We start from the raw sequence: 24,817 nt of genomic DNA, 5'->3' as shown, positions 1-24,817 counted from the left end.
ATAATTCAGACAGTAGGAGTAGATACCATGAACATACGAAAGGTAACACAAGAAGATGAACCTGTTCTTAAAGAATGGTTAAACCATCCAGAGGACTGTATGCTTGTCACTGGTAGGCAAACCTATTCACCGGATATGTTCCATAGCTGGTACGAAGCACATGATCAATTCGGATATATATTTGAGGATGACTCAAAAGCCGTTGCCTATGGGGAGATATGGGTGGACGCTGAAGAAGAAGATCTGGAACTTGCCCATTTGGTTGTTGCACCTTCTTTACGAAATAAAGGCATAGGTAAGCGATTGATTCAAGAACTTCTTGAATTATGCAAAGACTATCCTTATGAATGGGTGTATATGAGAATAGAGCCTGGAAATCTACAAGCAATTCAATGCTATAAGGGAGCTGAATTTGTGGAAGATCCCAGTCTGCGATTGTCTTTTAATAGTAGATGGGTGTGGATGAGAAAGAAGAATAGAGTCTCCTTTTGATTAATGGATGAGCAATGGTTTTCACCACAGCCATTGCCTGATCATCGTTCATCCTACTTTACTAGAGTCCCCGCTAACTCATGTTCTCTTCCTTCAATTAAAAGCCTAACAAAATTTAAGTTTCTAAATTATAGGATTTAACTCCACTCACTCCCCCACTATCGGCAACACCGTAGAATCCTTAATCTCCCTTAAAGCCAAACTTGTCTGGATCTTCGTAATCCCCATCTCATTCAACCTTCTGATAAAAAGCTCCAATCCCTTGCGATCCTTACATGCCACTTTCAGAAGATAATCATATTCCCCGGTCAAACAATGACATTCCAGGACTTCCTCCATCGATTCGAGCGTCCCTTCCACTGCTTCAAGCTTTTCTGTCCGGTGCTCATTCGTACTCATAAACACGAAGCATAGTAAGTCAAATCCCAGTTTTTCATGGTTCAGGATGGCTACCTGTTTCTTGATATATCCTTCCGTCTCGAGCCGCTTGATTCGTGCATGAACAGCCGGTGCCGACAAATTGACCCGTTTTGATAATTCAAGATTGCTCAACTGCCCGTCCTTTTGCAGCAAATCCAAAAGCTGAAGATCCATTTGGTCCAAGACCCTGCTTACAATCGATTCCATGATTCAACCACCCTTTTCAATTGTTCCAAAAACCACTTATAAAATGATGCATAAATGAATTATAATAATCTAACAATCTGTCACACTTTCAATTATTTCGTTTTATCATCATTATACAATATGTTCTTTTGTAAATCGGATAAAATGTTAAAATTATTCTTATAATAAATGTCATTGTGCACAGTGGCTCTGTGAAAAGGGGCTAAAATGACGTGAAATATCATTATCTATTGTTACTGACCAGTCTTCTCTGGGGAGGCAATTTCATCGTGGGGAAAACGCTTGTAGAGCATGCATCCCCGGGAACGTTGACGATATTAAGATGGGCCATCGCCATCGTCTGCCTGTTCCCGATTGTTTGGTGGAAGGAAAAGAAGCTCGTTCCACCCGTACGATCCATTCTGCCATTATGTTTAATGGGGCTGACAGGGGTGGCCCTCTTTCAGGCACTTCAATTCATGGCACTTGAGAAGACCTCTGCCACCAATGTTGGACTGATTTCCACGTTAAATATGTTTTCAATCGCAGGAATTTCTTTTATTTTTCTGAAGGAACAGGTGAACGCCTTTCAACTGTCATCCATGTTCTTATCACTCTTTGGCGTGCTCCTTGTCCTGTCGAAAGGAAACATGGAAATGATTTATTCCATGCAGTTTAATGATGGGGATTTGTATATGCTCTCTGCCGTTGTCATGTGGGGTTTCTATTCCGTTTGCAGCAAGTGGGCGATGAAAAGCGTCACTCCAATGATGTCGATTCTTTATTCAGGGATATTCGGACTTCTTATCCTGCTGCCTTTCAATCTTCATGATTTCCGTGTGACCAATGTCGATGCTTCCTTCGTGCAGTCAATCCTGTATACCGGTGTTATTTCCACGGTTGTCTGCATGGTGCTTTGGAATGTCGGGGTGAATAGGCTCGGGCCTAGTACATCAGGGTTGTTCTTGAACTTTAATCCTGTGTTCACAGCTTTGTTGGCGTTCTTCTTTTTAGGAGAAAAGATGAATAGTCTTCAGGCTGTTGGGAGTATGATTGTTCTGGCGGGATGTGTGTTGTTTTCGTTATGGAAGACGAAGCCTCGGATGTTGAGGAAAGTTCCATCAGGCGGCCTGTCCAACGAGCCTGTAAAGACTTCATAAAAAGAAGCAGAGCCAGTTATGAATTGGCACTGCTTCTTTTTTTAGATTGCTCTCTTCCTATAAGCCTCTTTATCAATCCCGCAAACAACAAGTTTAGTGCCAATGCAAAACAATAGAATCCATAAGAATACACAATCTTCCACTCCTTATATTGAAAGACATTGAAGAATTTCTCCGAAGTCCATTCAAGTAACACAAGGACAAAAGCGTATAAAACTATAGAGACGATTTTGTTGGGATTATATTTCTGATAGAAATGAATATACAGAATGACGGGGATAGGATATACGAGAATCTGTAATACAGAATCAAATAGTTCTCCATGTCCATAATCAAGTGTGTCATACAAATCCAGTGGTGGTTCAGCCAGCATACGATCCCCAACGGTGGAAAATAGTATATTAAAAACAAATAATGCGATTATTTCAGTTTGCAGTAATTGCGGATCCAAATGATGCACAATAACGAAGATACAAATGCACAAGACCATGATCAACAATACAAAAATCTCATTTTGATCAAACGTTTTCGGTAAAAGAGGCTCTAACAGATTTAGTATATTATTCAATAAAACCGATCTCCTTCCTCAAAATAGAGGAAAAACGATTCATAAAGATAAATGCCAACAGAACAATTCCAACAGAAATGCTCACATCGATGATCGGATACCAGCCCGAAGCTCCGGATAGTAACGTTTCTTCTTTTAATAATACATATTTCCCTACTACATCAATCCCAACCCAGCACATGGCAATGGCCAACCTGTATATCGTTGGAATCCCAGAACAGAACAAATAAGCCACCCACGTTAACAAAAGAGGCAATAGTAGACCAAAATGAAGATTGCTCACGATTCTCGGAATCCACTCCTCTTTAATGGAAAGCCGATCATATGCAGAAAAAATCTTAAAATTGATATGTTGGCATAAAAAGGAGTTAAACAATGTGCATACCACTGTCTCAGTCGTCCCCAGTCGTTTCAATAACCCATTTGCAGATAAAAGCAACATAAGTGAAAATAAAGCCGTGAATAGTAGCAACATCTTCTTTCACCCCTTTATGAGTCAGCGTTCCCATTTTCCCGAAATCATACTCAACCGACAAAAACAAAAAGCCCCTTGCAACGACTATGACGGCAAGGGGCAATAAATCGGATGTTCCAGATCGAAACGAATCTATCTGAATTCAAACCTGTTCCTCCAAACAAAATAGCGCCCTTTAGGACGCCAATTTGTTTCAGTTTATTACTGAACTAACTCCTTCTTACATACAACACCCGATACCCACCATCATCTTCCTCCATCGAAATCCCGCTCCAGCCTTCATCCAATAACGCCTGCTGTCCCTCGACATCCCCCATCGGAACTCTGGCAATCTCTGAAATCTCTCCACCGCTTCCCTCTCCGTCAAGGCGCTTAATGAATACATAGCGCAATTGATCGACGTACTTGATCTTAAGGGCAGCAATTTCCATTCCCTGCTTGAACTTATCTTTTAAACTGGGAATATTAAAGGGAGCGACGGTGCACGCCACATAGGTGAACCCTTGATCCAGCTTCGCCTGCTCTTGCATGATCAAATGGGCCAGTGTTTGCTGAAGGCGGTTGCCTCTGTAATCCGGGTGTACGTTCGAAATTTCCTGATAGATGACCTGTGCCAGTTCTTCTGCCTCGAGTCCAACATCCAGCCCCAGATGCTCTTCGTCAATAGGCGGGATCAATAATGCTCTGAATGCGATTAATCCCATCTCTGTAAAGGCTCCGATCATCAGTCCGTTTCCGGTTAAGATATAATCCAATTCCTCATACGTCAGGGGCTGCAGGTTCTTTTTTTCTGTTAATGTCTCCACTACAATCCCCTGCAGCTGCTGTACTTGACTTATATCCTCTTTACTTAACAAACGAACAGTGTATGATTCACTGTCAATAAACCCTTCAAATAGATTATCCATGATTCTATGCTCCTTACTCTACGATACTCTTAAACTCAGTCAACTCTTCCAGAATATCTTTATCTACGTTAACACCGAGGCCCGCTTTGTCCGACAGTCGGATAAATGGGATGTCATAATGCAGATCTCCGATGTCCTTCGAAAACTTAATCGGTCCCGTCAATTCTACACTAGTGATGACCCTTTTGGAAAAAGCCACATGGAAGCCGGCTGCTGACGCGATCGAGGATTCGACCATCGAACCGACCTGGCATTCCATCCCTGCCATCTCAGCCATGTGGGCAAGTTTCACTGCCGGATAGATCCCTCCGCTCTTCATCAATTTAATGTTCACTTTATCCGCTGCCTGCTTCCCGATGATTTCACGCATGTCACGTACGCCTTTCAGCCCTTCATCGATCATGAGGGGGATATCTGTCTTCGATTTAATCCGGACCATTCCATCTACATCATCTGCCAAAACGGGCTGCTCCAGCCAATCAATGTTCAGGGTTTGAAGATGCCGCAGAGCCTTCAACGTCTGACTGCTGTTCTTCCAGCCCTGATTCACATCCACCCGGATCGGCACGTCCAATCCGACACGTTCCCTGACCTTCCGTATTCGTTCAATGTCCTGGTCGACATCGGTTCCAACCTTCATTTTAAACGATTCAAAACCTTTCTCGATCATACCGGCTGCTTCTTTTGCCATCGTATCCGGGTCTGTTATGCTCAGGACATGGGTGATCTGGAATTCGTCATGATACCGGCCGCCGAGCAGCTGATAAACGGGTTGACTCACTTTTTTTCCGATGACATCATAGCAAGCAATATCGATGGCCGCCTTGGCCGTCGGGGCATTGTAAATGGCTTGATCCATCAGCTCATGGATTTTTTCAATATGAAACGGATTCTCCCCGATCAGTTTCGGTGCTAGGGTGTGCTGAAGTACCTGAAATGTGCTTTCCCACGTTTCCCCTGTCACATGTTCATCCGCCACCGCTTCACCGTATCCAATGATTCCTTCGTCCGTCTCCATTTCCAAAATGATTGAAGGCATATCCTCATAGGTATGGTAACTGATGATAAAAGGCTGTTTCAGTGGTAATCGAATGGCATACAGATTGATTTTTTTGATGATCATTTCTAAGCACTCCTTTAAAATTTACCAAATTTCATTTCTTATTGGTATAATGTCGTTATATAGTCGTTAATTCAGAGAGGAGATTGTCATGAAAACGAAAATCGCCTTGATCGGGTCCAGGGAGTTCATACAACGTGTCGAAACGTCCATTCCTTATAACTTGAACAATATTGAACTGGTCCCCTATATTTACGGTGAGCCCCAGGAAGCAAGCTTGCATATTAAAAACCTGACACCTTGTGATGCCGTATTGTTTTCCGGAGCACTGCCTTACTTTTTTTCCAAACAAGAATGCAGCACACTATCCGTCCCGGTCCTTTACCTGGAACAGGATGAAACGGCCCTTGTGACATCACTGCTTTATATCCTTCACCATCATGGGATTGAACCGGACCGCGTGTCCATCGACTTAATGGATCTTTCTTTCATCGATCACGCCCAGTCAGACTTACACCTCAAGAATCCGCCACGATATGCGATGGATTATAAAGAGCGCCTGCCCCACCACTTTCACATCGATGACTTTACAGATTTCCACCGGCAATCATTTCATGGTGGTCAAACAGATATGGCCTTAACGAGCATCCATGCTGTTTATGACCGGCTTGTCGAATTGCACATCCCTTGCATGAGAATGATCGACCCTGCCAAGTCACTTATACGGACCATTCATGAAGCTCATGCCCAATCCCTTCTTGCGAAACGAAAAGCGGCCACGATCGCTGCTGCCCGTCTTTCCTTTCAAGAATGGGATGGTGAACTTGAACTTCTTCATGAGCTTAGCCGCTTGATGAACGGGACCCTTCAAAAAAATGAGGACGATGCTTCCTACACGATCTACAGCAACAGGGGAAGCATTGAACATTTCATGGAAAGCACCGACTTCCATTCCCTGTTTCAGCTTGAACACCCCGTGCTTGGAGGCTTCGGATACGGTCCCACGGCAGCGGAGGCAGAAGCTAACGCACAGACCGCGTTGGCATTTGCCCAAAAGGTTGATGCTGATGGCTGCGCCTTTATCCTAAATGAAGAAAAAGAGTTATCTGGACCTTATCCTGATAAAAGCAAGAAACAGCATCTGAAGAATGATACTCCCGACATGCTGTCCCTTGCCAAACAATTAAAGTTAAGTCCAGCGAACTTATCCAAACTCGTTCAATTCCACAAATCCCGTTCGGCCCGTGATTTTACAGCAGCAGAGCTTTCTGACTATATGCAAATCACACGGCGCTCCACGGAAAGGATCTTGAAGAAACTGGTGGACAACGGTTCGGCCAAGATCATTGGAGAAGAAATGACCTATGCACAAGGAAGGCCACGTGCGGTTTATGAACTGACCTTCCCCATCCATTGACCGGTTCAGGAGGAAAGGGTGGCATCCTCCTGCTCCATTGCCTTCATTTCGGTTTCAGTCAGTTTGGTGATACTGAAGCCAGTGAAGGCATAGATGATGGAAATGATCGGCACGATGAAATTCAACACCGCATATGGAGCATACTCAAATGCATGGACGCCGAGCGTTCCTAAAATAAAGACGCCGCATGTATTCCATGGGATAAAGACGGATGTCAACGTCCCTCCATCTTCAAGGGCACGGGACAGATTCTTTGAATGCAGCCCTTTTTCCTTGTAGGCATTCGCATACATCCTTGAAGGCACCACAACTGAAATATACTGCTCAGAGCATGATGCATTTGTGGCAAAACAAGACACTACAGTGGAAGCAACCAAACCTTTCGCTGTTTTTGTCACCTTAAGGATCTGGTTGACGATGGCTTTAAGCATGCCTGTGTGCTCAAGGATCCCCCCGAAGGTCATCGCTACGATCGTCATTGAGACCGTGTACATCATGGAATCGAGACCTCCACGAGAAAACAGATCATCCACCATCGTATTACCCGTTTCGATCACGTAACCGCTTTGAAGAGCAGACACAGCATCCGCAAACGAATCATGCTGAATGAATACCTGAGCTCCAAACCCAAGAATAATCCCCACGATAAGTGCCGGGATGGCAGGCACTTTCTTCGCAACGAGCACAATGACAAGCAGCGGAACGATCAGTAAAAATGGTGACAGGATAAAGCTATCCTGCAGAACACCGATCGTTTTTTCGATGTCCTCCGTATTGACCCCGCTTTTTCCAAAGTTCCTTCCTAAATATGCATATACAGCCAGCGCAATTACAAATCCCGGAATGGTCGTGTAAAGCATATGGCGGATATGTACAAAAAGATCCGTGTTGGTCAGCCCCGAAGCCAGGTTCGTTGTATCTGACAGCGGCGACATCTTATCACCGAAATAAGCCCCGGAGATAATGGCCCCCGCAATCATCGGAGCCGGAATCCCCATACTAATGCCGATTCCCATGCCCGCAACACCGATAGTCCCCATCGTTGACCAGGAACTTCCGATTGCCAGCGACACAACGGCACAGATGACGCTAATCGATAAAAGGAAAAGCGAAGGTGTGATCATCTTCAGACCATAATAGATCATCGTCGCCACGATTCCACCGCCGATCCACGCTCCGATTGTCAATCCCACCAGCATAATGATGATGACGGCAGGCAGAGCAAGACGGATCCCCTTATACATCGCCTCCTCTATATCCTTCCACTTGTACCCCGCAAACCAGGCCACAAGTGCAGCCGTGACTGTGCCGATGATCAGAGGAATGTGCGGCCCCTGCTCCAATACGACAATGGTAATGGCCATTACAGTAATCATGACAAGCAATGGTATGATTGCCAGCCAAAACGACATTTCTTTCTTCATCCAAATTCCCCCTTGATACCCCTTTGTTTTTTGACTATTCCTAATTGTCGTTAAATAGTCGCTATATGAGTATCATAAGGGCAGAAGCCGAAGTCGTCAATCCGTTTTTGGTACCGTTCACAATCAGCTTTATGCCTTCTTTAATGTCTCCGCTAGTATTTTTGCCGCTTGATTCAGCGCTGAAACATTGAATGTCATGTCCGGATGATGCAGCCCGGGAGTCAAATCCGCCCCAACCCCGATCATCGCCGCCTTCACTTCCGGATGCTTGATCGTGTAGAAATGAAAATCATCACTGCCCGATGTAATGACCGGAGGTGCCAATGTTTCTTCACCCGCGATGGATGTAATTACTTCTCTCGCGATGGACTCGGCATCTTTCGACACTTCCGCCCCGGGTGTATAGTCAGTCCACTCATACTCAATCGTGACTCCGTACAGCTTGGCAATAGCTTCGACCCCATCATTCAGACGGCGCTGTATTTCTTCCATCACCTCATTCTTCTGGGCACGCACATCGATGGCAAACTCCGCATTTCCGGGAATGATGTTTAGATTCTCCCCTCCTGCAGTGAGCTTAGTCAGTTTCGCAGAATACGATTCAAATGGAGACAAATAGATCGTTTTTAAAAAGGAATGGATGGCCATCAACACATCGATGCTATTCTTCCCCTGATGGGGTCTTGCACCATGGGCATCAATCCCTTTGATTTTCCCTTCCATGTAAATCCCTGCCCCATGATGAACCGAGGGTGAAAAAGAACCATGATCCAATTCTTCCTTCGGCCTCAGATGAACCCCGAATAAATAACGGACATCATCAAGAGCCCCTTTCTCAATCATGGTCAGCGATCCATTCCCCTTCTCCTCTGCAGGTTGAAAAATGAAGCGGATCCGCTTATCTTTCGGAGGATCCTGAAGGCAATAAAGAAGCGCCCCGAGAACCATTGACATATTGGCATCATGACCACAGGAATGATTTGCCTTCATCACCCTGTTCACCTCTTGCCATAGGGCATCGATATCCGCGCGAACAGCCGTCACTTCCTTCCCTTCTCCTATCTCAGCAATCAAACCTGTCACATCAGAAAATCTCCTGTAGCTCACATTCAATTCATCGAGGATCCCCGCAATCGTATTCGTCGTTTCAACTTCCTTCCAGCTCACTTCCGGGTGAGCGTGGAAATGAGTGAACAATTCTAAAATTTGTTTCTCCACATTCATATTTATGCTCCTTCCATGCCTTTTCACTATGTATTCTCAGATGGAGAATGGAAATCCTGCTTCTGTTCAAATCCGGCTGGAGAAGAATAACGGAGATTCACACCTACTTTAGCTTATCCAGCTTAACTCCGACTCCTTTAACTGCCATTCTCCATCTTCATGCTCTACTTCCATCCTTAATCCAATTGCCCCTTTTCCCGACTTGAATTTAGTGCCTTCAATCAATACATGATCATTTAATGTGAAATCCACCTTCTCAATCTGAATAAGTACACCCTCCAACGCATTTGTGTCGGGGTCGTAATACCCTTTCCTCTCCAGTTCAACCATCGTGGCATTCATGATCTCCACCTTATATTGATCCTTGAAATGGCGTAATATTGTTTTTTTCTGTTCCTCGTCCACGCCATCAAGATCACTCATATCAATGGCAATGAATTTCATATCACTGTTCAACGCTTTATCCTCTTCCATGAGAGCATCCATTGCAAGGGTGTATATTTCGCCCAGGTGGTCCTTGGGATTTTCTCCGCCGCTACAAGCAGTAACTAGAATGGTAAAGATCAATACTAGTGGGAACAATCTCACTTTCAAATGAATCCCCCCCTTTTCTGTTACTTACCATCTTTTCATTCTAGTTATCTATTACGATTTCCCCTTCACCATGAGGTATTTCGAAACCCTTCAGATAGGATGTTAAAAGCTCTTCGGAAATAGGAAAGGAATTTGCATCAAAACGCTGGTTACGTAACGTAAGGCGTTCACGTAAATCCTGATGTTGAACGTTTAAATAAACCAGTTTCCATTTACCGCCGGAATCTTCGATCAGTTTCTTATATTGGTCTCTTCTTATCCGATCCCAGAAACTAAAGTCAATGACCACCTGTTGTTTATCGTGAATTAACTCTATTAGAAGATTCCGTAATTTCCCTTCTGCTTCTTTTCTGTATTCCTCAAACTTTTCCATTGGGAAATCAATCCCCCAACGGCCATTCGTTGCCCATATTTCTTCATCAATTGAAAGGCGCACAAAACCTTCCTGCTCTATTATTTTTGAAAAAGTCGTTTTACCGGAACCCGCCACACCACACATCATGACCACTAAAGGAGTTACATCATTTCGTTCACGATAAATCAGGTCAAAATTAAACGTATCAAACAATGGTTAGCCCCCTATTTGAACATAAACTGACTACAATAAATCCCTTATGAATTCCCTATTCGTCTTCACCAAATGCTCCGGAAGATCCTTTCGAATGCTCTTCAGCCCGAAATAAAATGTCTCCGGTTTATCTTCAAGCAAACAATCATGAAACGTAATATCTTTATTCGTAAGACATCCAACTAATTCCTCGACGAATTGAGCCTGTGTCATCATGTCCACCGCACCCAAGTGAAAAATCCCCTTACGTTCATGCAAAATGATGTATTTCAATTGTTTTGCCAACCATTCATCCGTGAGATGATTACACTCCAAATTGCTGTATACATCCATCGAGCCTTCTTTAATCCCACTTTTGATCTGATCCAGTCTCGGAGAATTCCTGCCCCATATTTGTGGAATGCGTATCGTGACGGCCCGTTCCTGTAATAATTCCTGCAACAAGTTTTCACACTCTACCTTGAACTTGCCATAGGGAGATGCAGCGTTAGGTTTATCTTCTTCTGCATGATGCCTCGTGAAGTCCCCATCGAACACATTGGCCGTGGAAAAGTAGTAGAGTGTGCTTTCTGTATGTTCGATTTCCTTTGCCAGTTCCCTGTGAAATTCTAGCTGTTGATCGAAGTCACCACGTAGACATGAGATGATTACATGGGGTTTAATATCTTGGACGATATCCTTCATCTTTTCCTTATCACTGATATCTAATTGATATTGCTTGTCCCCCGGTAAATCAAGTGGTCGCGTTGCATAGGTCCCATACACATCAAAGGAATCTCCACACTCCTTCACCAATGCTTTCCCTACTAATCCGCTTGCACCCAAGAGTAGCATCTTCTTCATATTGAATCCCTCCCGTTGTTGCTTTCTCCAAGAATATAATGTGAAAACCACATCAAATTCTGTTTCATTATTGCGACCTTCATCCCCGGCTGGTCAGGGCTATAGGCCATCCCTTTGAACATAACGAATTCTGTCTCCACGTCCATATCCTTTAACCCCTGGTATAGCTCATAAGCATTCGAAATCGGAACCCGTGCATCCATGTCGCCGTGTTGAATCAAGATGGGAGTGCATGCTGATTGAATATAGTTCATGGGCGAAGTCTTGGCATACACCTCCGGGTCATTCCAAGGCGTATCACCTAAATGCATCCGAAAGAAGTAAGGTATATCGGTATTTACATAATGATTTCTCCAATTCGTTATGGCTCCACCGACGGAAGCTGCCTTAAACCGATCGCTGTAGACCGAGCAGAAAGCTGAAATAAATCCTCCCTGACTCCAGCCCATCACCCCAACCCGTTCCTTATCAGCGATTCCCTTATCAACGAGTGCACCCACTCCGGATATCACATCCTCGTAGTCACCGAGCCCAACGTTTCGGTAGTTTGCTTTTAAAAAGGCATTGCCATATCCTGAGCTTCCTCTGTAGTTTGGTTCCAAGATGATAAATCCTTTTTCCACAAATGGCTCAACAGGGTATTTTTCATTAAAGCAGCCGGAATGGATGGGGAAGGAGGCCCAATTCGGACCGCCATGGATAAGTACCAGTAATGGGTACTTTTTATTTAAATCAAAGTCTGCAGGAGTTGTTAAAATCCCTTCTATTTCAAGATCATCCGTGCTTTTCCATGAGAAGACTTGCCTGTGACTCTTACGCTTTTCTTTAAAAATGTGATTTTCCTCAGTGAGTTTTTGATCATTTAAGTAGACTTCAAAGGTTTCATTTGGTACGGCTTTACAAAAAGAAAGATGATTTCCATCCCTTGAGATCGAGGCATCCTTTACAAAGCCATCTTCTTTATCCATCAGCACTAAGCCACTTTCAGATAACAACCCGATACGATAGTTCGTTTTTTCCTGCCACGTGATAAAGATCCCTTTAGACGTCCAACGTATCGGCATTATTGTACTATCAAAATTGGTCAGAGGTCTGGTGAACTCCCCCGTTTTCAGATTATAGATCTCCAACGTATTGTCCTGTATATGAGTTTTATAGTAATCCTTTTCCTCTATGCCTGCTGTGTAACAGATTTGGGTGCCGTCGAAAGAAAAGCAGGCGCTCCCTCCCAGCAGCCTATCAATCTTCAGCTGTTGCAGCTCGCCATTTTCGACATGGAGTATGTATAGGTTTCGATAAAAAATATCTTCTGGATCAGGGCTTGGCGTAGTCAATAGAATAATCTTTTTCCCATCGTTTGAAATATCAAATTCAAGGATATGAAATGCCTGACTATCCGTTAGAGTCCGCGCTTTTTGACTGGGATGGTTTATGTCTTTGTAATACAAACAGTGATTTCGGTATTCCTTACCCCTGTAATGGAAGTCTCCATACGTTACCCTTCGTTTCTTGATGATCTCCGATTCTTCTGACTGGGCAACATAATAAAAACCTTTCCCCGAAGGATCCCATTTGAAGTGGCTGACTCCTTCTCTGTCATTCGTTACCTGAACACCGACAGAGCCATTCAATGACTGAACAAAGATTTGATTTTTCTCATCAATTGATCGAAGGTAAGCGATTTGTCTGGAATCTGGAGACCAAGATGGGGCTGTCCCTTCGCCGATTAACGAACATTGATCCTTACCTTTTTCATAGATCCATATGTGATGCCGATATATATTGTCTTGCCAGTCGGGTGTTTGTTTGATGAAAGCTGTGTAGTGGCCGCCTTCACTTATGGTGGTGTTTGAGGTGATTGGTAGTGAGAGTAGTTCTTTAATGGTTGGATAGTTTTCTATAGTGCTATTCATGTTTAAACTCCTTAGCTTTTGTTAGTATTAACTTCAACAAAAAGAGCATAGATCCCTTCATGAATCAACACTCCCTTTAGCTCGGTAATCTATATTTCCTAATTTGAAGAATAGCGGCACCTCATGTCATTTTTATAGATTGATATATGTAACGAGCAGATTCCAGAGCGAGTGGGCTATGATTGGTACCCAAAGATTATTAAATCTAAGTGCAAGAACGCCCAAGCCGAGCCCTAACCAGATGATTTGCAGTGGATACGTATGCAGGAGGGCAAAAGTGATGGATGATGAGATCAACATGACCACCTTCCATCGCTTGGAGGGAACGATGATCAAAAGACCTCTATACAGAAGTTCCTCTTGGATCGGAACAATGAGGCAAACATGGAGTATTAGAAAAAACAGATGAAAGGTAGAGAGCTGAGGCAATCGTATCAGTCCAAACGTATCCTCGAAGCCTATTGAAGCCTGTTTCAAGAAAGTCACGCACATCAAGGTGATGATGACCCACACGTACATCTTCCTGTCCTTCAGTACATCCAAGCTGAATACATGGTGGTATTTTCTTCTGTAGATCAGTAAAAGTATGATAAAAAAGGTGAGGACAAAAAGTCGATTTTCCAATTTATACATCAATGTCCTGGGGATACCCTGGATAAAGTAAACATCATCCGGCAGCTTTACGTTTTCCAATCCAAAAGCAATGAAGAATATGGTTAAAAACATGACTGTTTTTTTAAACACCGGCCGTTCCTCCTCCGATTCCCCTACCTTAAATTTCAAGACATATAAATATAGTTTATCACATAATAAGGAAATATTTAGAAATCACTTCTTTATTTGAATAGAAAGGGCGGGGCACACTTTATCCCCATTCTTGTTGAATTCTACTCGCTTAAATCACGCATACAAATTCTTTTGTACTTATCCATATCTAAATAATAATTACTCACTTTCACCTCAAAAAAAAGACCATTTTGGCCTTTTCTTTTTCCATTCAATTCATATTTAGGATAGAGTGATTTCCATCATACGATTTTAGATTTAGAAAGTTTATCGAGATGAGTGGGGTCTTCTGTGTGAACGGGGGGAATATAGCGGTGACGACACTCTTGCTGCTTCAAAATGTGTAAAATATGACTTCGGGAATACCGCTCCATTAATGGTAGGATTAGCAGATACTTCCACTTTGTCACACTTCTTCAGCTGAAGGATTCCGGTTACCGTCGTCCCTAAACCGTCGAAAGAAAACAAACCTTGAGGAAGACTGTTCTGTCCTGCGAGAGCAACCTCATCATTTACATTGATGGTAAGGTTGACAACAAAGTCCTGAGGAGCAACATCCTCTCCAGGGAAAAATAATGTAGATGCCGTAATCACATACACTCCATCTTGTTTAGGGATAAATAGAGAATTTTCTTGATCATACTCCTTGTTTAAATCAAAGACCACCACCGGAAATTCTAGCTTCTGTCCTGTAAAACCCGCTACACTCTGGGAATCTTCTGAAATCGCCCTAAATGCCGAACAAATATTATCACAATGTCGTTTACTGCATCTCTTATCCATCATCAAATTCCTCCTTTCTACTATTAAGCTTTGAGAATAATGTCAGCAGTATAAGCTTTCATGCCGTATATCCCCATAATATATAGTATTTGATAGAATCGATTATGCTTCGGCACTTGACCTATCCGTTTTACTCTTCTTTATGAAAACCCGAGTAGAAAATACAAAAAAAATATCCCTAACGAATGAGTCATTCGTTAGGGATTTCCTTGTATGTGCGTATAACTTCTAAATATTCTGCTCTCCTATTTGAGTAATCATTTGAAGCAACCCTGGTCCTGGAAAGATTGTTAATCTTTGTTGACATCTTCCTAGTAAATTGGAAAAACAAGAGCACTAATATACGAGGCTTTACACGAGCATTTATGTACTCGTGTAAAGCCTCCATTCAATGTTATTCAAACCTTACCCTCCTCAACCCCACCAATAAAAACACAGCCCCAAACCCAAGCAGGATCCCAACCGGTGTTATGATGTCTATGATTCCGCCGCCTCTCACCGTCAACTCAGCAAACCCCTCCATCCCCCAATACTGCGGAAGGAATTTCGCAACGTTCTGGATGGCGTCCGGCATAATTTCAACCGGCCAGTAAACACCGGCAAGCATGCAGGTGGAGATGATGATCAGGTTCCCGAAGACCGTTTGCTGTTCTGACGTTTTGACGAAACCGGCGATGAAGAGGCCGAGTCCGATCGTGCAAAGGAGCAGGCTTGAAACGAGAATCATGTTGGCAAACGGATTACCCCATTCGATGTGAAAGATTTTCTCTGACAGTGTCATTAAGATTCCGAACTGGATCCAGCCGATGAGAAAGAAGGCCAGCATGTATCCGCATAAAAGTTCCACCTTGGTCGCAGGTGTGGACATCATCCGGTACCAGACGCCGGTTTGTCGTGCTTCGAGTAGTATTCCTGTGCTCGATAGCATGGCGATCATGACGAACATGATGGTGAAACCGGCTGAGCGTGCGGTCAGGTTGTTCATCGTTTGGAGATTTTCATTTTTGGTGACTGAGACGGTTTCAACTACTGTCGGTAGAGTATTCAATTCATCTGAGATTTTCTCTTGGATAGCGCCAGAACTCCCTCCCGTAGCATCATGATAAAATCCCGCGGCCGCTGTACTGATCTTCATTTTTACGAGGCTATCATTGATGAGTTGTTCGACTAGTGCTGCCCCTTCAAAGGAAGGAGCGGATACAAAGACGACTTCTGGTGTTTCCTCGCTTTGGAGTTTATCTTCAAACCCTTTTTCCACAGAGATGTACCCCGTTATTTCCTGGTTATCAAATTGTTCAGCAACGGACTTTACACTCCCCATTTTAAAAGCGAAAGCGTCAGATGCTTTCATATCGTTGATCCATTGCTGTGACAAATTGGACTGATCCCCGTCGACCACAAAAATCTCCGGCTTATACTCCCCATTTCCGGTAACGGCCCCGCCGAAGATGAAGGTGAATAATAAAGGCATTCCGAACAAAAGCAGAAGTGTCCTGCGCTTCTGAAAGAGTCGTTTAATCTCAAAGCTAGCGATGCTGATGATTTTCCTCATTCGATTTCTCTCCTTATCTAAGCTTTAATTTCAGTGAACCGATCCACAATGAGGCAAGGCCGATCAGTACTAGTACTGTGACTGGAAGCGTGAGTGTGTCCCAGGATGTTCCGTTCATAATGTCTAGTAATCCGCCGAGTGCCCATTTATTCGGCGCGATACCCGCGAATTGCTGCATAGCCTCTGGAAAAGAAGCCAATGGGATCATCGAACCTCCAAGCAGTGCGAGAACCTGAACGCCAATTCCCCCGATGGAGTCGACGGTCTTTTCTTCGGTCATGAAACCGGCAAGCAACATCGCAAGGCCTGAAACCGAAATGGAGTAAGCGATGCCAAGAAGAACGAGCTGTGCAACATCACTGCCCCAGTTGACTCCGAATAAAAAGTGGGTGGCAATCACAAACACCGTGAACTGAAGGACCGTGAACGAAAAGGTCCCGAGGAATTTCCCTCCTATGATGGATGAGTGGCGGATGGGACTGATCATGAGTCTCGCCAATGTGTCTGTGTTCCGCTCCTGAATGATCGTTTTTGCTCCCATGGTGGTGTTAAACAGGATGAACATGGCTCCCATGGCGGCTGCGTAGTACTGCATGCCTGATAAGGGTTCCTTCCCGTCTTTTTCTGAGGTGATTCCGTTTTCCTTTGAATCGGCAATCTCAGTTAATTTTCCTGAAAGGTCCTTCATGGTACCGGCGGACTCGAGATTCTGGTTGGATACGGGTACAGCCGAGGTCAGTTCATTCCCTACAACCCGTGAAGCTGCCGATACGGTCGTTACCCGGTTAGTGAATGATTGAGTAATGGTGGACAGAATAGAGAATTGAATGTCCTTGCCGGGGTCTTTTAGCATTTTGACCGGTTCAATCTCGCCTTTTAATAACGCTTCTCCCCAACGGTCAGGGAAGACAAGACCGGCATCCACTTTTCCATCCTCAATGGCTTTTTTCAAGTCGGGTTCTGAAGAGAACTTCTTAACGGCAATGCTTTCTTTCAATTCTTTTCCCTGCAGGGTGTCCTGAAGGAATTGGTCTGTCAGTTCATCCTGTGAGTTTGCGACGACACCCGCGGTCAGGTCAGGGAGCGATCCGTTCTCATTGAACACACCGCTTAAGGCAGATCCGAGGATGGCTGTCAGGATAATTGGCATAAGTAGCAATGTGATAAAGGACTTGCGATCCTTGAGGCGGATCTTGATATCTTTCCATGCAATGGTGAACATGCTCATCTCTTTCTCCTCCTAATCCCGTAAGGTTCGTCCTGTCAGCTGCAGGAAAAGCGTCTCAAGATTCGATTCTTTGATTTCAACGGATTCGATTTTCAATCCTGCTTGAACGGATGACGTGATAATGGTGGCGACGGCTTCCTGCGGATTTGGGGCAAACACTTCTATGATGCCAGCTTCTTGCTGAAAGGTGATCTGTACATTTGCTGTATTTTCCAATACTTTCATCGCCGTATCCGATAAGCTTTCCACCTTCAACTGGATGAAGCTGCTACCCGCAAGTCGGCTGCATAGCTCCGCCTTCGTGCCGAGGGCGATCACTTCCCCGTGGTCGATGATGCCGACGCGGTTACAAAGGAACTCGACTTCTTCCATGTAATGACTCGTATAGATAATGGTCATGCCTTTTTCATTCAATCCTTTGACCGTTTCTAATATATGATTTCGTGACTGAGGATCAATTCCCACCGTCGGTTCATCCATGATTAGTAATTCCGGTTCGTGCATGAGGGCAGCTCCGATGTTGATTCTCCGCTTCATGCCTCCCGAGAAGGTTTCAATGCGGTCCTTTCCCCTGTCTTTCAATCCGACGATTCCGAGTACTTCTTCCACACGCTTCTTTGCCTGAGCTCCCGTCAGACCGTACATCTTACCCCAGAACAGCAGATTATCCCTCGCAGACATGGTTGGGTACAGGGCGATTTCCTGAGGGACCACCCCAATTTTCTTCTTGATGAGCACCGGAAATTGCTTCACCGATTGACTCGCCACCAGCACTTCCCCATGGTCGTACGGCACAAGTCCGCAAATCATCGAGATTGTCGTGGATTTTCCCGCTCCGTTAGGTCCAAGCAATCCGAACGACTCCCCCTTCTCGATCGTAAAGGACACATTCTTCACGACCTCTTTTTTTCCATAGCTTTTCTTCAGCTCTTTTACCTCTAACATCTATCTCCACACCCTTTTTCTTTGACTGTATGTAAAGTATAGCGTGAATCTTCTCCTTCCAAATCCCTCCAGCGATAGAATTTGAACATAAAAAAATACAGCTTTGATAGCTGTATTTCATAGTCGTCCTATGCTAAAAGTCATGGTTCAATAATGCGTGATGTGGTAACGGACGGCAAAGATTGCCGCCTGAGTCCTGTCCCTCAGTTGAAGCTTGCTGATGAGGTTGGAGACATGATTCTTCACTGTCCCCTCGGATATATACAGTTTCTCGGCAATTTCCTTATTGTTCAAGCCTAGTCCGAGCTTATTCAGGACCTCAAGTTCCCGCTCCGTCAGTTCCTTTACGATTTCCGGGACTGTGTTGATTTGTTCAGTGGACTGATTTTTCCTCATCTCTTTTACGATATCCGAAGTCAGCTCTTTCGGGAGGACCATGCCGCCTGATTGTACGGTCATGATCGCCTGAACGATGGCGTCCGTCGGCATATCTTTCAGTAAGTATCCGCTCGCCCCTTCTTCCAAAGCTTTAAAAATGAGCTCACTGTCGTTGAAGGTCGTGAGCATGAGCACCTTGATATCGGGATATGTGGAGGTGATCAGCTTCGTTCCCTCCACTCCGCTCGCAACAGGCATTCGGATATCCATCAGGACGATGTCAGGTCGGAGCTCTCCCGCTTTCTCGAATGCTTCCTTACCATTCGACGCCACCCCTGCCACATCGATTTCTTCTCTTAAGTCTAATATCGTGGCAAGTCCGTCCCTCATTAATTCCTGATCATCAACGATTAATATGTTGACCATTATGATTCCCCCATTTGCCATTTCATTTCGATGAGCGGTACCGTTGCTTTCACCAGGAACCCCTCTTTCGTGCTTTCGAATAGGGTGGTTCCTCCATGTTCATGGATTCTGTCCCTCATATGCTTTAAGCCGAATCCGTGCTTGATGTCCGCCGCACCTTTCCCGTCGTCCTTGATACTGATCTCTACCTCAGATCCCGAAACGTCGAGGATGACGCTGCACTCCTTCGCCTCCCCATGTCGGACGGCATTGGTGATCGACTCCTGGATGACCCGGGTCAGGTCAAGCTGGATGGAGATTGGGATGGTGGACACATCCCCTTTGACCGTAAAGGTGGATGTGAGACCTGTCATCACCTGATAATCTTCCAGTAGTTTTCGTATTGTGGTGACGAACGACTTCGGCTGATCATGATCCTTTAGCGTCCTCACAGACAGGCGGATTTCCTGAAGTGTTTCCCTCGCCAGACCCTCACAGAGTTCGATTTTCTCTTTACTATTTTCCGGCCTGGATTCCATCAGCTCTTTCGCCACCTGAAGCTGAACGAGGAGCGCTGTCATCTTATGGCCGACCGTATCATGGATTTCACCTGATATCCTGTTCCGTTCACGAATCAGCGTCAGCTCTTCCACCTGTTTTGAGTAGTGATGCAATTGCTCATGAGCCGCGGTTAACGCCGTATGCGTTTCCTGCAGTTCCCCGTACTGGGTTTCAATTTTGGCCCGTGCATGGAACAGTTTATGTATGAGCCTTCCAACCACAGCTTCGAATACGATTAAGCTGAAATTGATGAGATTTTCCAAAAGTGAAAAGGTTCCCGTTACCTGATACGTATAGTACATAGACCCAAACCAAATGATGAAAAAGGCTAAGCTGAAACCCCAAAGAATCCGGTTATCTTTAGCAGACAAAAACAGTGTCACTGCATTTACCCCGAACAAGATTAAATACAGAGACGATCCAGGGTAAAAAAACACAAAGCCCGTAATCAGGATGAAATCAATGGCAAGAGGATAATAGGTTTGATTCCGGGTGGATACCAATAGAAAATGATTCAGTATGAATCCAATTACCGCTATGATTACATAGATGATTTGAGACGTTGTAGGTGTAGACACAGAAGAATAATAAATGTAACTGATCATGGTGAACATGACCAGGCGGAGAATGCTTAAGAATGTAAACTTCATGCGAGCACTCCTATCTTAAATATGAGTGTAGAATATATTTCCATTATAAGCTTAGTTTGGTGGTTTGGTAAGGATTGAGTTAAACCATTTTGATTGTGACTTAGTCCAATAAGGGGAGAGTTTTTTGTGAATGGATGGTACTTTCCATTCATTGTTTGACGTTCATTCTATGCTTAAGCAGTGACATTACATTGGTATTTTTTCTTATGTATTGGCTTAATAGGGGCAATGAAAAGGTGGCAGGGCGAAATCTGTAGTTATGGGACGTGGGTTAATGGTACTAATTGGAAAAAGACGCAATAAATAAAATAATGACGCAATTATCTGGAAAATGACGCAATTAATTAAAACATGACGCAATCATGCCCGAAAATGACGCAATTAATCGCCATCCGTCCTCTACTGAAGGTACAAAGTCGATTAAAAAAGAGCCACAAGCCCATATCCTGCTTGAAACTCTTGGCTCTTAACGTAATTTAGATCACTTCGTACCTGATTTTCCCAACAAACAGTCCATAATCATACGACAATCAGCAGGTACCACCAACAAAATCCGCCCACTCTTCATTCCATACCTCTCTCAACACATTTCTGAACAATCTGTCCAACTCCTCCGTCGGGTCAGGACGATCGATCTTAAGCGACTTCACATACGTTTCTAAATGCTGGATCGTTTCAGAAACATATCCATTCATCACACCAGGCCATGGCTCAAGGTTCTTCTCCTCCCCCGCTATCTTCCGTTTTACCAACAAAGCGACTACATCTTTCACTTCACCCGGCGGGAGCAGGTCTTCAACCAGTTTCTGAAATTCGAGCTGAGGGCTCGCATGATATTTCTCGATCCACAGAGCAGCCAGCAAGGGACGAAGCACATTCAAATAGTCCTTGATCCCGCCTTCTTCATGATGGCGAAAGTTGCCCTTTGCCATATTTACATAATGATGTAGACTTGCGACCGGTGAAAATAACTTTTGTTCCAGTTCCTTCATTCGATCAACAACAGAAAAGGATTGATCATACACAATGGGTGAGGCAAACCACTCGAGAATAGACGGGTTTGATTTCCTGAGTAATCTCAGTGCCTTCGTCAGCTCCCATCCGCTCATATCCAACAACGGATCAACCGGTATGGAGATGGAATGCTTCGCAGGAATCTCCATCACATCCCTCTTCTGATCAATGGACAAATACCACTCTGGCTTATGTATATAAATGAAACGGACGTCATAGTCACTGTCCTTTGAAGGAAATCCCCACGCCCTGCTTCCAGATTCGCAGGCGAATAATACTTTTACGTCATAATCGATTTCGATTTGTTTGATGACGTCGATGATATGCTTTTTCATGTGTGATGTCCTCCATTAAAATTGAATGTACATTCTACGCTCTCCATTTATTTTCGACAAAGAACACATTTGACAAACAACAAACATAATTATAATATGTTTATAAAATAACAAACAAATAATGATTATGTTTAAAAATAGGAAGTGAATTGAAATGGAACTTTCCAACCTGTTTTGGAGCGCCTCTCTGGAAGAGATGAAGAGGGGCTATATTGAACAAGAAGATTGCCTTATTTGTCTTATATGCGGAGAGACCATTGAAAAGGGCATGGTCTATCCTTACAATGACCAATTTTACCTCGCCGAAAAATATATGGGTGTTCATATTGAACGTACCCACATATCTGTATTCGACTATCTAATCGGAATGGATAAAAAGCTTACCGGTCTGACCGATCACCAAAAACGGTTATTGACTCTCTTTTTCCAAGGGAAAAATGACAAAGATATTCAAGAAGAATTGGAGATCGGCAGTGCGTCCACGATTCGCCATCACCGGTTTGCGTTAAAAGAAAAGGAGCGCCAGGCGAAGACGTTCCTGACCATGATGGAATTACTGAAAGAAAAAGATGAGAACGCCCCGACATTCGTACCCGTTCATCAAACCGCCACTATGATAGACGAACGATACAATGTTACTCAGGACGAACAGAATCAAATACTGAAGAAATTCGTCTCCGATGGGACATTGACGAAATTTCCGCCTAAGGAAAAACAAAGGCTGGTCGTCCTTCGTGAGATATCTAAACAGCTGAAGAAAGATCATGTGTACGACGAAAAAGAATTAAATCAGGTGCTAAAAGGCATTTATGAAGATTATGCCCTCATCAGAAGATATCTCATTGAATACGGCTTACTCGACCGGAAATCCGACGGAAGCCAGTATTGGGTAAAAAAATAAACGGGAGGTCTAAACCATGGACCGAAAACGGGAGTTAAAACAACAATACAAAGAAACACCGGTTGAAGCCGGTGTCTTTCAAATCAAAAACAAGCGAAACAATAAAATCTACATCAGCAGCACGAAAAACCTGAAGACCCTGAACGGGATCAAATTCATGCTTGAAAACAACGGATTCACCACCAGCAAATCGTTACAAACCGAATGGAACCAATTCGGGAAGGACGCTTTTACCTTTGAACTGCTGGAGAAACTGAAAAAGAATGATGACCCATTCGTTACTGAGAAAGAAGCTCTATCAGAGTTGGAGGAAAAATGGCTGGAGAAAATGCAGCCTTATGGGGAACAGGGGTATAATCAGAAGCAGGCAAGATGAACACCAAAACGCTCAGAGTATTTTCTGAGCGTTTTTAATTGGCTTTTTTCATTAACTCCTGCACTGAACCATTAAACTCCTTCCACTGACCGTCCTCCAATATTTCTAACACTTCCCCTTTCCCAGATATAAACTCAATGGTCTTATCGGCGTCTTTGTACGTGGTGATGGGCAGTTTCACTTTCAAAGAAGCAAGGTGATCGTTATGAGATAATACTATTTCGTAATCAGAAGCGTCATCAGCCCCTTTTCGTACTTCATCCCCAATCCTTGAATAAACAATCGAGTCCTCTAATTCTGATGCCATTTTTCTCTGGTGGTATAACCTCTCCAATATGTCATCGTACGTTATGATCTTTGTTTCAGTTGAAACGATTTTGTTGTGTTCAAACGAATACCATTTGGCTGAAGCAATGATCGTATGGAGATTGGCCAGTATGGCGAGGAAAAGGATCACACCCAGTACAATACTTACTTTTTTCATGAATCGCTTCCCTCCTGTCATCTAAAAATAAAGGAATAGCTGCACCATATATAAATTCCAGAGTGAATGAGCGACCATCGCGGGCAGGATGGATTTGGTTTTATAAGCGGTTATCGTTAAAAGGAAGCCACCCAATATTGTAAACACCCAAATGTCCGAAGGGTGGATCAGTCCAAACAATAGGGACGTGATGGTGATTGCCCAGAACGGTTTTATCATCCTTAATAGGAGCGTCAGCAAAATACCCCTGAACAGGATTTCTTCAGAGATTGGCGTAAGGATTGCTCCATCAATGGTCTGCCCCCAGCTGCCTGCATGAAACATATGGTTGTTGAAGTAGAAAATATAATATTTATCGAGTAACACTTCGAAGTAAAGGCAAAGGTGCAACAACGTGTAAGGAAGCATGAAGGATAGAAAAATCCATAGCCAGGTTACCGGCTTCTTGAAGGCTTTGACGTTCAAGAATGGACTGATGAAGGTTCTGATTTCCTTGTAACTAAGGGTCACCACCATAAAATACGTAAACCATATGAATCCCTTGACTCCTTCATACGCAACACCCGAAAGAGGCAACTTATTTATGAAGAAACCGGGCACCGCCAGTAGGAGCAAATAGATACATAGAGTTTTTAATGTAATGGCCGATCCTTCTTCCTTCACAACAATCGGTTCATTTGTGGATAAGCTATTTTGCAAGAAAACTCCCCCGCTCTGCTATAACTTTTTTTCCAGAATGATCTTATGTAAGCCTTTCTCATTCGTATACGTATCCATGACATCAAAACCATTCTTGATATTGAGAATCAGCATACTGCGCCATTTATTCATGGTTTTGGTTTGCACCACCGTATACCGGAGTTCCTTCAATGTGTGATGCTGCCGTTTCATCAACTCTGCGGCAATGCCCTGTTTTCGATATTCCGGATCCACACCTCCCAACCAGCTGTAAAAGGTGTGTGGGTCCAGTTCGTAGCCTATTTTATATCCAATGACAGTGGAATCGTCCATCGCCATATCTATTAATATTTCAGGCTTACTGGCCATGTTGGTGATCAAATCGTCCGAAGCTCCAAATATGGATTGATGTAATGTCACCAACCCATTTACGACCTGATTTTCTGGTAAGGAACGAAACTGACTGTAATGAATACTCAAAATGGCGCC

27 protein-coding genes are annotated in these 24,817 nt (G+C 43.9%); 5 read left to right on the top strand and 22 right to left on the bottom strand.

Features of this window, described 5'->3' with window-relative positions:
• Positions 1-27: 27 nt before the first annotated feature.
• Entirely contained in the window at positions 28-492 is a 465-nt protein-coding gene (locus tag KYJ26_RS06895) for a GNAT family N-acetyltransferase (protein ID WP_219166553.1), read from the top strand.
• A 147-nt stretch (positions 493-639) separates the two neighbouring features.
• On the opposite strand, the gene KYJ26_RS06890 is transcribed toward KYJ26_RS06895, so the two are convergent.
• Complete coding sequence (locus KYJ26_RS06890; RefSeq protein ID WP_219166552.1) at positions 640-1,119, bottom strand: Lrp/AsnC family transcriptional regulator; 480 nt, start codon at positions 1,117-1,119, stop codon at positions 640-642.
• Positions 1,120-1,331: 212 nt separating this feature from the next.
• On the opposite strand from KYJ26_RS06890, the gene KYJ26_RS06885 reads away from it, so the two are divergent.
• On the top strand, positions 1,332-2,258 hold the full coding sequence (locus KYJ26_RS06885; protein WP_219166551.1) for a DMT family transporter: 927 nt from the start codon (positions 1,332-1,334) through the stop codon (positions 2,256-2,258).
• A 16-nt stretch (positions 2,259-2,274) separates the two neighbouring features.
• On the opposite strand, the gene KYJ26_RS06880 is transcribed toward KYJ26_RS06885, so the two are convergent.
• From KYJ26_RS06880 to KYJ26_RS06865, 4 genes are all read right to left on the bottom strand, one after another.
• The gene (locus KYJ26_RS06880) at positions 2,275-2,826 is read right to left on the bottom strand and encodes a hypothetical protein (RefSeq protein WP_219166550.1); all 552 of its coding nucleotides are present in this window, start codon (positions 2,824-2,826) and stop codon (positions 2,275-2,277) included.
• Positions 2,819-3,301: a hypothetical protein gene (locus tag KYJ26_RS06875; RefSeq protein ID WP_219166549.1), complete on the bottom strand. Its 483-nt coding sequence runs from the start codon at positions 3,299-3,301 to the stop codon at positions 2,819-2,821. The genes KYJ26_RS06880 and KYJ26_RS06875 overlap by 8 nt, the downstream gene beginning before the upstream one ends.
• Before the next feature lie 209 nt (positions 3,302-3,510).
• Positions 3,511-4,209 carry an N-acetyltransferase gene (locus KYJ26_RS06870; RefSeq protein ID WP_219166548.1) on the bottom strand — a complete coding sequence of 233 codons (699 nt, stop codon included), beginning with the start codon at positions 4,207-4,209 and terminating at the stop codon, positions 3,511-3,513.
• Positions 4,210-4,222: 13 nt separating this feature from the next.
• Positions 4,223-5,332, bottom strand: coding sequence for a mandelate racemase/muconate lactonizing enzyme family protein (locus tag KYJ26_RS06865; protein ID WP_219166547.1), 1,110 nt, complete (start codon positions 5,330-5,332; stop codon positions 4,223-4,225).
• Between the two features lie 88 nt (positions 5,333-5,420).
• Between KYJ26_RS06865 and KYJ26_RS06860 the strand changes: the two genes are divergently transcribed.
• A complete protein-coding gene (locus KYJ26_RS06860) occupies positions 5,421-6,686 on the top strand; it encodes a transcriptional regulator (RefSeq protein WP_219166546.1) in 1,266 nt (421 codons plus the stop codon).
• Between the two features lie 5 nt (positions 6,687-6,691).
• On the opposite strand, the gene nhaC is transcribed toward KYJ26_RS06860, so the two are convergent.
• From nhaC to KYJ26_RS06790, 14 genes are all read right to left on the bottom strand, one after another.
• Positions 6,692-8,110: a Na+/H+ antiporter NhaC gene (gene nhaC / locus KYJ26_RS06855; RefSeq protein WP_219166545.1), complete on the bottom strand. Its 1,419-nt coding sequence runs from the start codon at positions 8,108-8,110 to the stop codon at positions 6,692-6,694.
• Positions 8,111-8,239: 129 nt separating this feature from the next.
• On the bottom strand, positions 8,240-9,334 hold the full coding sequence (locus KYJ26_RS06850) for an amidohydrolase (protein WP_219166544.1): 1,095 nt from the start codon (positions 9,332-9,334) through the stop codon (positions 8,240-8,242).
• A gap of 108 nt (positions 9,335-9,442) precedes the next feature.
• Complete coding sequence (locus KYJ26_RS06845) at positions 9,443-9,928, bottom strand: class I SAM-dependent methyltransferase (RefSeq protein ID WP_219166543.1); 486 nt, start codon at positions 9,926-9,928, stop codon at positions 9,443-9,445.
• A 40-nt stretch (positions 9,929-9,968) separates the two neighbouring features.
• Complete coding sequence (locus KYJ26_RS06840; RefSeq protein ID WP_219166542.1) at positions 9,969-10,496, bottom strand: P-loop nucleotide/nucleoside kinase family protein; 528 nt, start codon at positions 10,494-10,496, stop codon at positions 9,969-9,971.
• Positions 10,497-10,526: 30 nt separating this feature from the next.
• Complete coding sequence (locus KYJ26_RS06835; RefSeq protein WP_219166541.1) at positions 10,527-11,339, bottom strand: sugar nucleotide-binding protein; 813 nt, start codon at positions 11,337-11,339, stop codon at positions 10,527-10,529.
• The gene (locus tag KYJ26_RS06830; RefSeq protein ID WP_219166540.1) at positions 11,336-13,252 is read right to left on the bottom strand and encodes a S9 family peptidase; all 1,917 of its coding nucleotides are present in this window, start codon (positions 13,250-13,252) and stop codon (positions 11,336-11,338) included. Before KYJ26_RS06830 ends, KYJ26_RS06835 begins: the two co-directional genes overlap by 4 nt.
• 132 nt (positions 13,253-13,384) lie before the next feature.
• Positions 13,385-13,996, bottom strand: coding sequence for a CPBP family intramembrane glutamic endopeptidase (locus KYJ26_RS24280; protein ID WP_219166539.1), 612 nt, complete (start codon positions 13,994-13,996; stop codon positions 13,385-13,387).
• A gap of 309 nt (positions 13,997-14,305) precedes the next feature.
• Positions 14,306-14,824 carry a hypothetical protein gene (locus KYJ26_RS06820; protein WP_219166538.1) on the bottom strand — a complete coding sequence of 173 codons (519 nt, stop codon included), beginning with the start codon at positions 14,822-14,824 and terminating at the stop codon, positions 14,306-14,308.
• Between the two features lie 391 nt (positions 14,825-15,215).
• Positions 15,216-16,373 (bottom strand): ABC transporter permease, encoded by a 1,158-nt coding sequence (locus KYJ26_RS06815; RefSeq protein ID WP_219166537.1) that lies wholly within the window; start codon positions 16,371-16,373, stop codon positions 15,216-15,218.
• Positions 16,374-16,386: 13 nt separating this feature from the next.
• On the bottom strand, positions 16,387-17,601 hold the full coding sequence (locus KYJ26_RS06810) for an ABC transporter permease (protein WP_219166536.1): 1,215 nt from the start codon (positions 17,599-17,601) through the stop codon (positions 16,387-16,389).
• Between the two features lie 12 nt (positions 17,602-17,613).
• The gene (locus KYJ26_RS06805; protein ID WP_219166535.1) at positions 17,614-18,546 is read right to left on the bottom strand and encodes an ABC transporter ATP-binding protein; all 933 of its coding nucleotides are present in this window, start codon (positions 18,544-18,546) and stop codon (positions 17,614-17,616) included.
• A 147-nt stretch (positions 18,547-18,693) separates the two neighbouring features.
• Positions 18,694-19,350 carry a response regulator gene (locus tag KYJ26_RS06800; RefSeq protein WP_219166534.1) on the bottom strand — a complete coding sequence of 219 codons (657 nt, stop codon included), beginning with the start codon at positions 19,348-19,350 and terminating at the stop codon, positions 18,694-18,696.
• A complete protein-coding gene (locus tag KYJ26_RS06795; protein WP_219166533.1) occupies positions 19,350-20,540 on the bottom strand; it encodes a sensor histidine kinase in 1,191 nt (396 codons plus the stop codon). The genes KYJ26_RS06800 and KYJ26_RS06795 overlap by 1 nt, the downstream gene beginning before the upstream one ends.
• 530 nt (positions 20,541-21,070) lie before the next feature.
• Positions 21,071-21,889: a nucleotidyltransferase domain-containing protein gene (locus KYJ26_RS06790; protein WP_219166532.1), complete on the bottom strand. Its 819-nt coding sequence runs from the start codon at positions 21,887-21,889 to the stop codon at positions 21,071-21,073.
• 154 nt (positions 21,890-22,043) lie between these two features.
• On the opposite strand from KYJ26_RS06790, the gene KYJ26_RS06785 reads away from it, so the two are divergent.
• Complete coding sequence (locus KYJ26_RS06785; protein ID WP_219166531.1) at positions 22,044-22,790, top strand: DUF2087 domain-containing protein; 747 nt, start codon at positions 22,044-22,046, stop codon at positions 22,788-22,790.
• Between the two features lie 16 nt (positions 22,791-22,806).
• Positions 22,807-23,166, top strand: a complete 360-nt coding sequence (locus KYJ26_RS06780; protein WP_219166530.1) for a GIY-YIG nuclease family protein — start codon at positions 22,807-22,809, stop codon at positions 23,164-23,166.
• Between the two features lie 34 nt (positions 23,167-23,200).
• On the opposite strand, the gene KYJ26_RS06775 is transcribed toward KYJ26_RS06780, so the two are convergent.
• Genes KYJ26_RS06775 through KYJ26_RS06765 form a run of 3 tightly spaced genes read right to left on the bottom strand, consistent with a single transcriptional unit; the run spans position 23,201 to position 24,808 of the window.
• Positions 23,201-23,650 carry a hypothetical protein gene (locus KYJ26_RS06775; protein ID WP_219166529.1) on the bottom strand — a complete coding sequence of 150 codons (450 nt, stop codon included), beginning with the start codon at positions 23,648-23,650 and terminating at the stop codon, positions 23,201-23,203.
• A gap of 21 nt (positions 23,651-23,671) precedes the next feature.
• The gene (locus KYJ26_RS06770; RefSeq protein ID WP_219166528.1) at positions 23,672-24,349 is read right to left on the bottom strand and encodes a CPBP family intramembrane glutamic endopeptidase; all 678 of its coding nucleotides are present in this window, start codon (positions 24,347-24,349) and stop codon (positions 23,672-23,674) included.
• An 18-nt stretch (positions 24,350-24,367) separates the two neighbouring features.
• Complete coding sequence (locus KYJ26_RS06765; protein WP_219166527.1) at positions 24,368-24,808, bottom strand: GNAT family N-acetyltransferase; 441 nt, start codon at positions 24,806-24,808, stop codon at positions 24,368-24,370.
• Positions 24,809-24,817 lie beyond the last annotated feature (9 nt).

The organism is Rossellomorea orangium (assembly GCF_019334305.1).
In the GTDB taxonomy this organism is placed as follows: Bacteria; Bacillota; Bacilli; order Bacillales; family Bacillaceae_B; genus Rossellomorea.
Note: the sequence above shows the minus strand (reverse complement) of the source record. Positions and strands in the feature narration are given on the sequence as shown.

Excerpts from the sequence above, each read along its gene's own strand:
- KYJ26_RS06895 (WP_219166553.1), top strand. The coding sequence starts at position 28 with ATGAACATACGAAAGGTAACACAAGAAGATGAACCTGTTCTTAAAGAA.
- KYJ26_RS06890 (WP_219166552.1), bottom strand. The coding sequence starts at position 1,119 with ATGGAATCGATTGTAAGCAGGGTCTTGGACCAAATGGATCTTCAGCTT.
- KYJ26_RS06875 (WP_219166549.1), bottom strand. The coding sequence starts at position 3,301 with ATGTTGCTACTATTCACGGCTTTATTTTCACTTATGTTGCTTTTATCT.
- KYJ26_RS06870 (WP_219166548.1), bottom strand. The coding sequence starts at position 4,209 with ATGGATAATCTATTTGAAGGGTTTATTGACAGTGAATCATACACTGTT.
- KYJ26_RS06865 (WP_219166547.1), bottom strand. The coding sequence starts at position 5,332 with ATGATCATCAAAAAAATCAATCTGTATGCCATTCGATTACCACTGAAA.
- KYJ26_RS06860 (WP_219166546.1), top strand. The coding sequence starts at position 5,421 with ATGAAAACGAAAATCGCCTTGATCGGGTCCAGGGAGTTCATACAACGT.
- nhaC (WP_219166545.1), bottom strand. The coding sequence starts at position 8,110 with ATGAAGAAAGAAATGTCGTTTTGGCTGGCAATCATACCATTGCTTGTC.
- KYJ26_RS06850 (WP_219166544.1), bottom strand. The coding sequence starts at position 9,334 with ATGAATGTGGAGAAACAAATTTTAGAATTGTTCACTCATTTCCACGCT.
- KYJ26_RS06835 (WP_219166541.1), bottom strand. The coding sequence starts at position 11,339 with ATGAAGAAGATGCTACTCTTGGGTGCAAGCGGATTAGTAGGGAAAGCA.
- KYJ26_RS06830 (WP_219166540.1), bottom strand. The coding sequence starts at position 13,252 with ATGAATAGCACTATAGAAAACTATCCAACCATTAAAGAACTACTCTCA.
- KYJ26_RS06820 (WP_219166538.1), bottom strand. The coding sequence starts at position 14,824 with ATGATGGATAAGAGATGCAGTAAACGACATTGTGATAATATTTGTTCG.
- KYJ26_RS06815 (WP_219166537.1), bottom strand. The coding sequence starts at position 16,373 with ATGAGGAAAATCATCAGCATCGCTAGCTTTGAGATTAAACGACTCTTT.
- KYJ26_RS06810 (WP_219166536.1), bottom strand. The coding sequence starts at position 17,601 with ATGAGCATGTTCACCATTGCATGGAAAGATATCAAGATCCGCCTCAAG.
- KYJ26_RS06805 (WP_219166535.1), bottom strand. The coding sequence starts at position 18,546 with ATGTTAGAGGTAAAAGAGCTGAAGAAAAGCTATGGAAAAAAAGAGGTC.
- KYJ26_RS06800 (WP_219166534.1), bottom strand. The coding sequence starts at position 19,350 with ATGGTCAACATATTAATCGTTGATGATCAGGAATTAATGAGGGACGGA.
- KYJ26_RS06795 (WP_219166533.1), bottom strand. The coding sequence starts at position 20,540 with ATGAAGTTTACATTCTTAAGCATTCTCCGCCTGGTCATGTTCACCATG.
- KYJ26_RS06790 (WP_219166532.1), bottom strand. The coding sequence starts at position 21,889 with ATGAAAAAGCATATCATCGACGTCATCAAACAAATCGAAATCGATTAT.
- KYJ26_RS06785 (WP_219166531.1), top strand. The coding sequence starts at position 22,044 with ATGGAACTTTCCAACCTGTTTTGGAGCGCCTCTCTGGAAGAGATGAAG.
- KYJ26_RS06780 (WP_219166530.1), top strand. The coding sequence starts at position 22,807 with ATGGACCGAAAACGGGAGTTAAAACAACAATACAAAGAAACACCGGTT.
- KYJ26_RS06775 (WP_219166529.1), bottom strand. The coding sequence starts at position 23,650 with ATGAAAAAAGTAAGTATTGTACTGGGTGTGATCCTTTTCCTCGCCATA.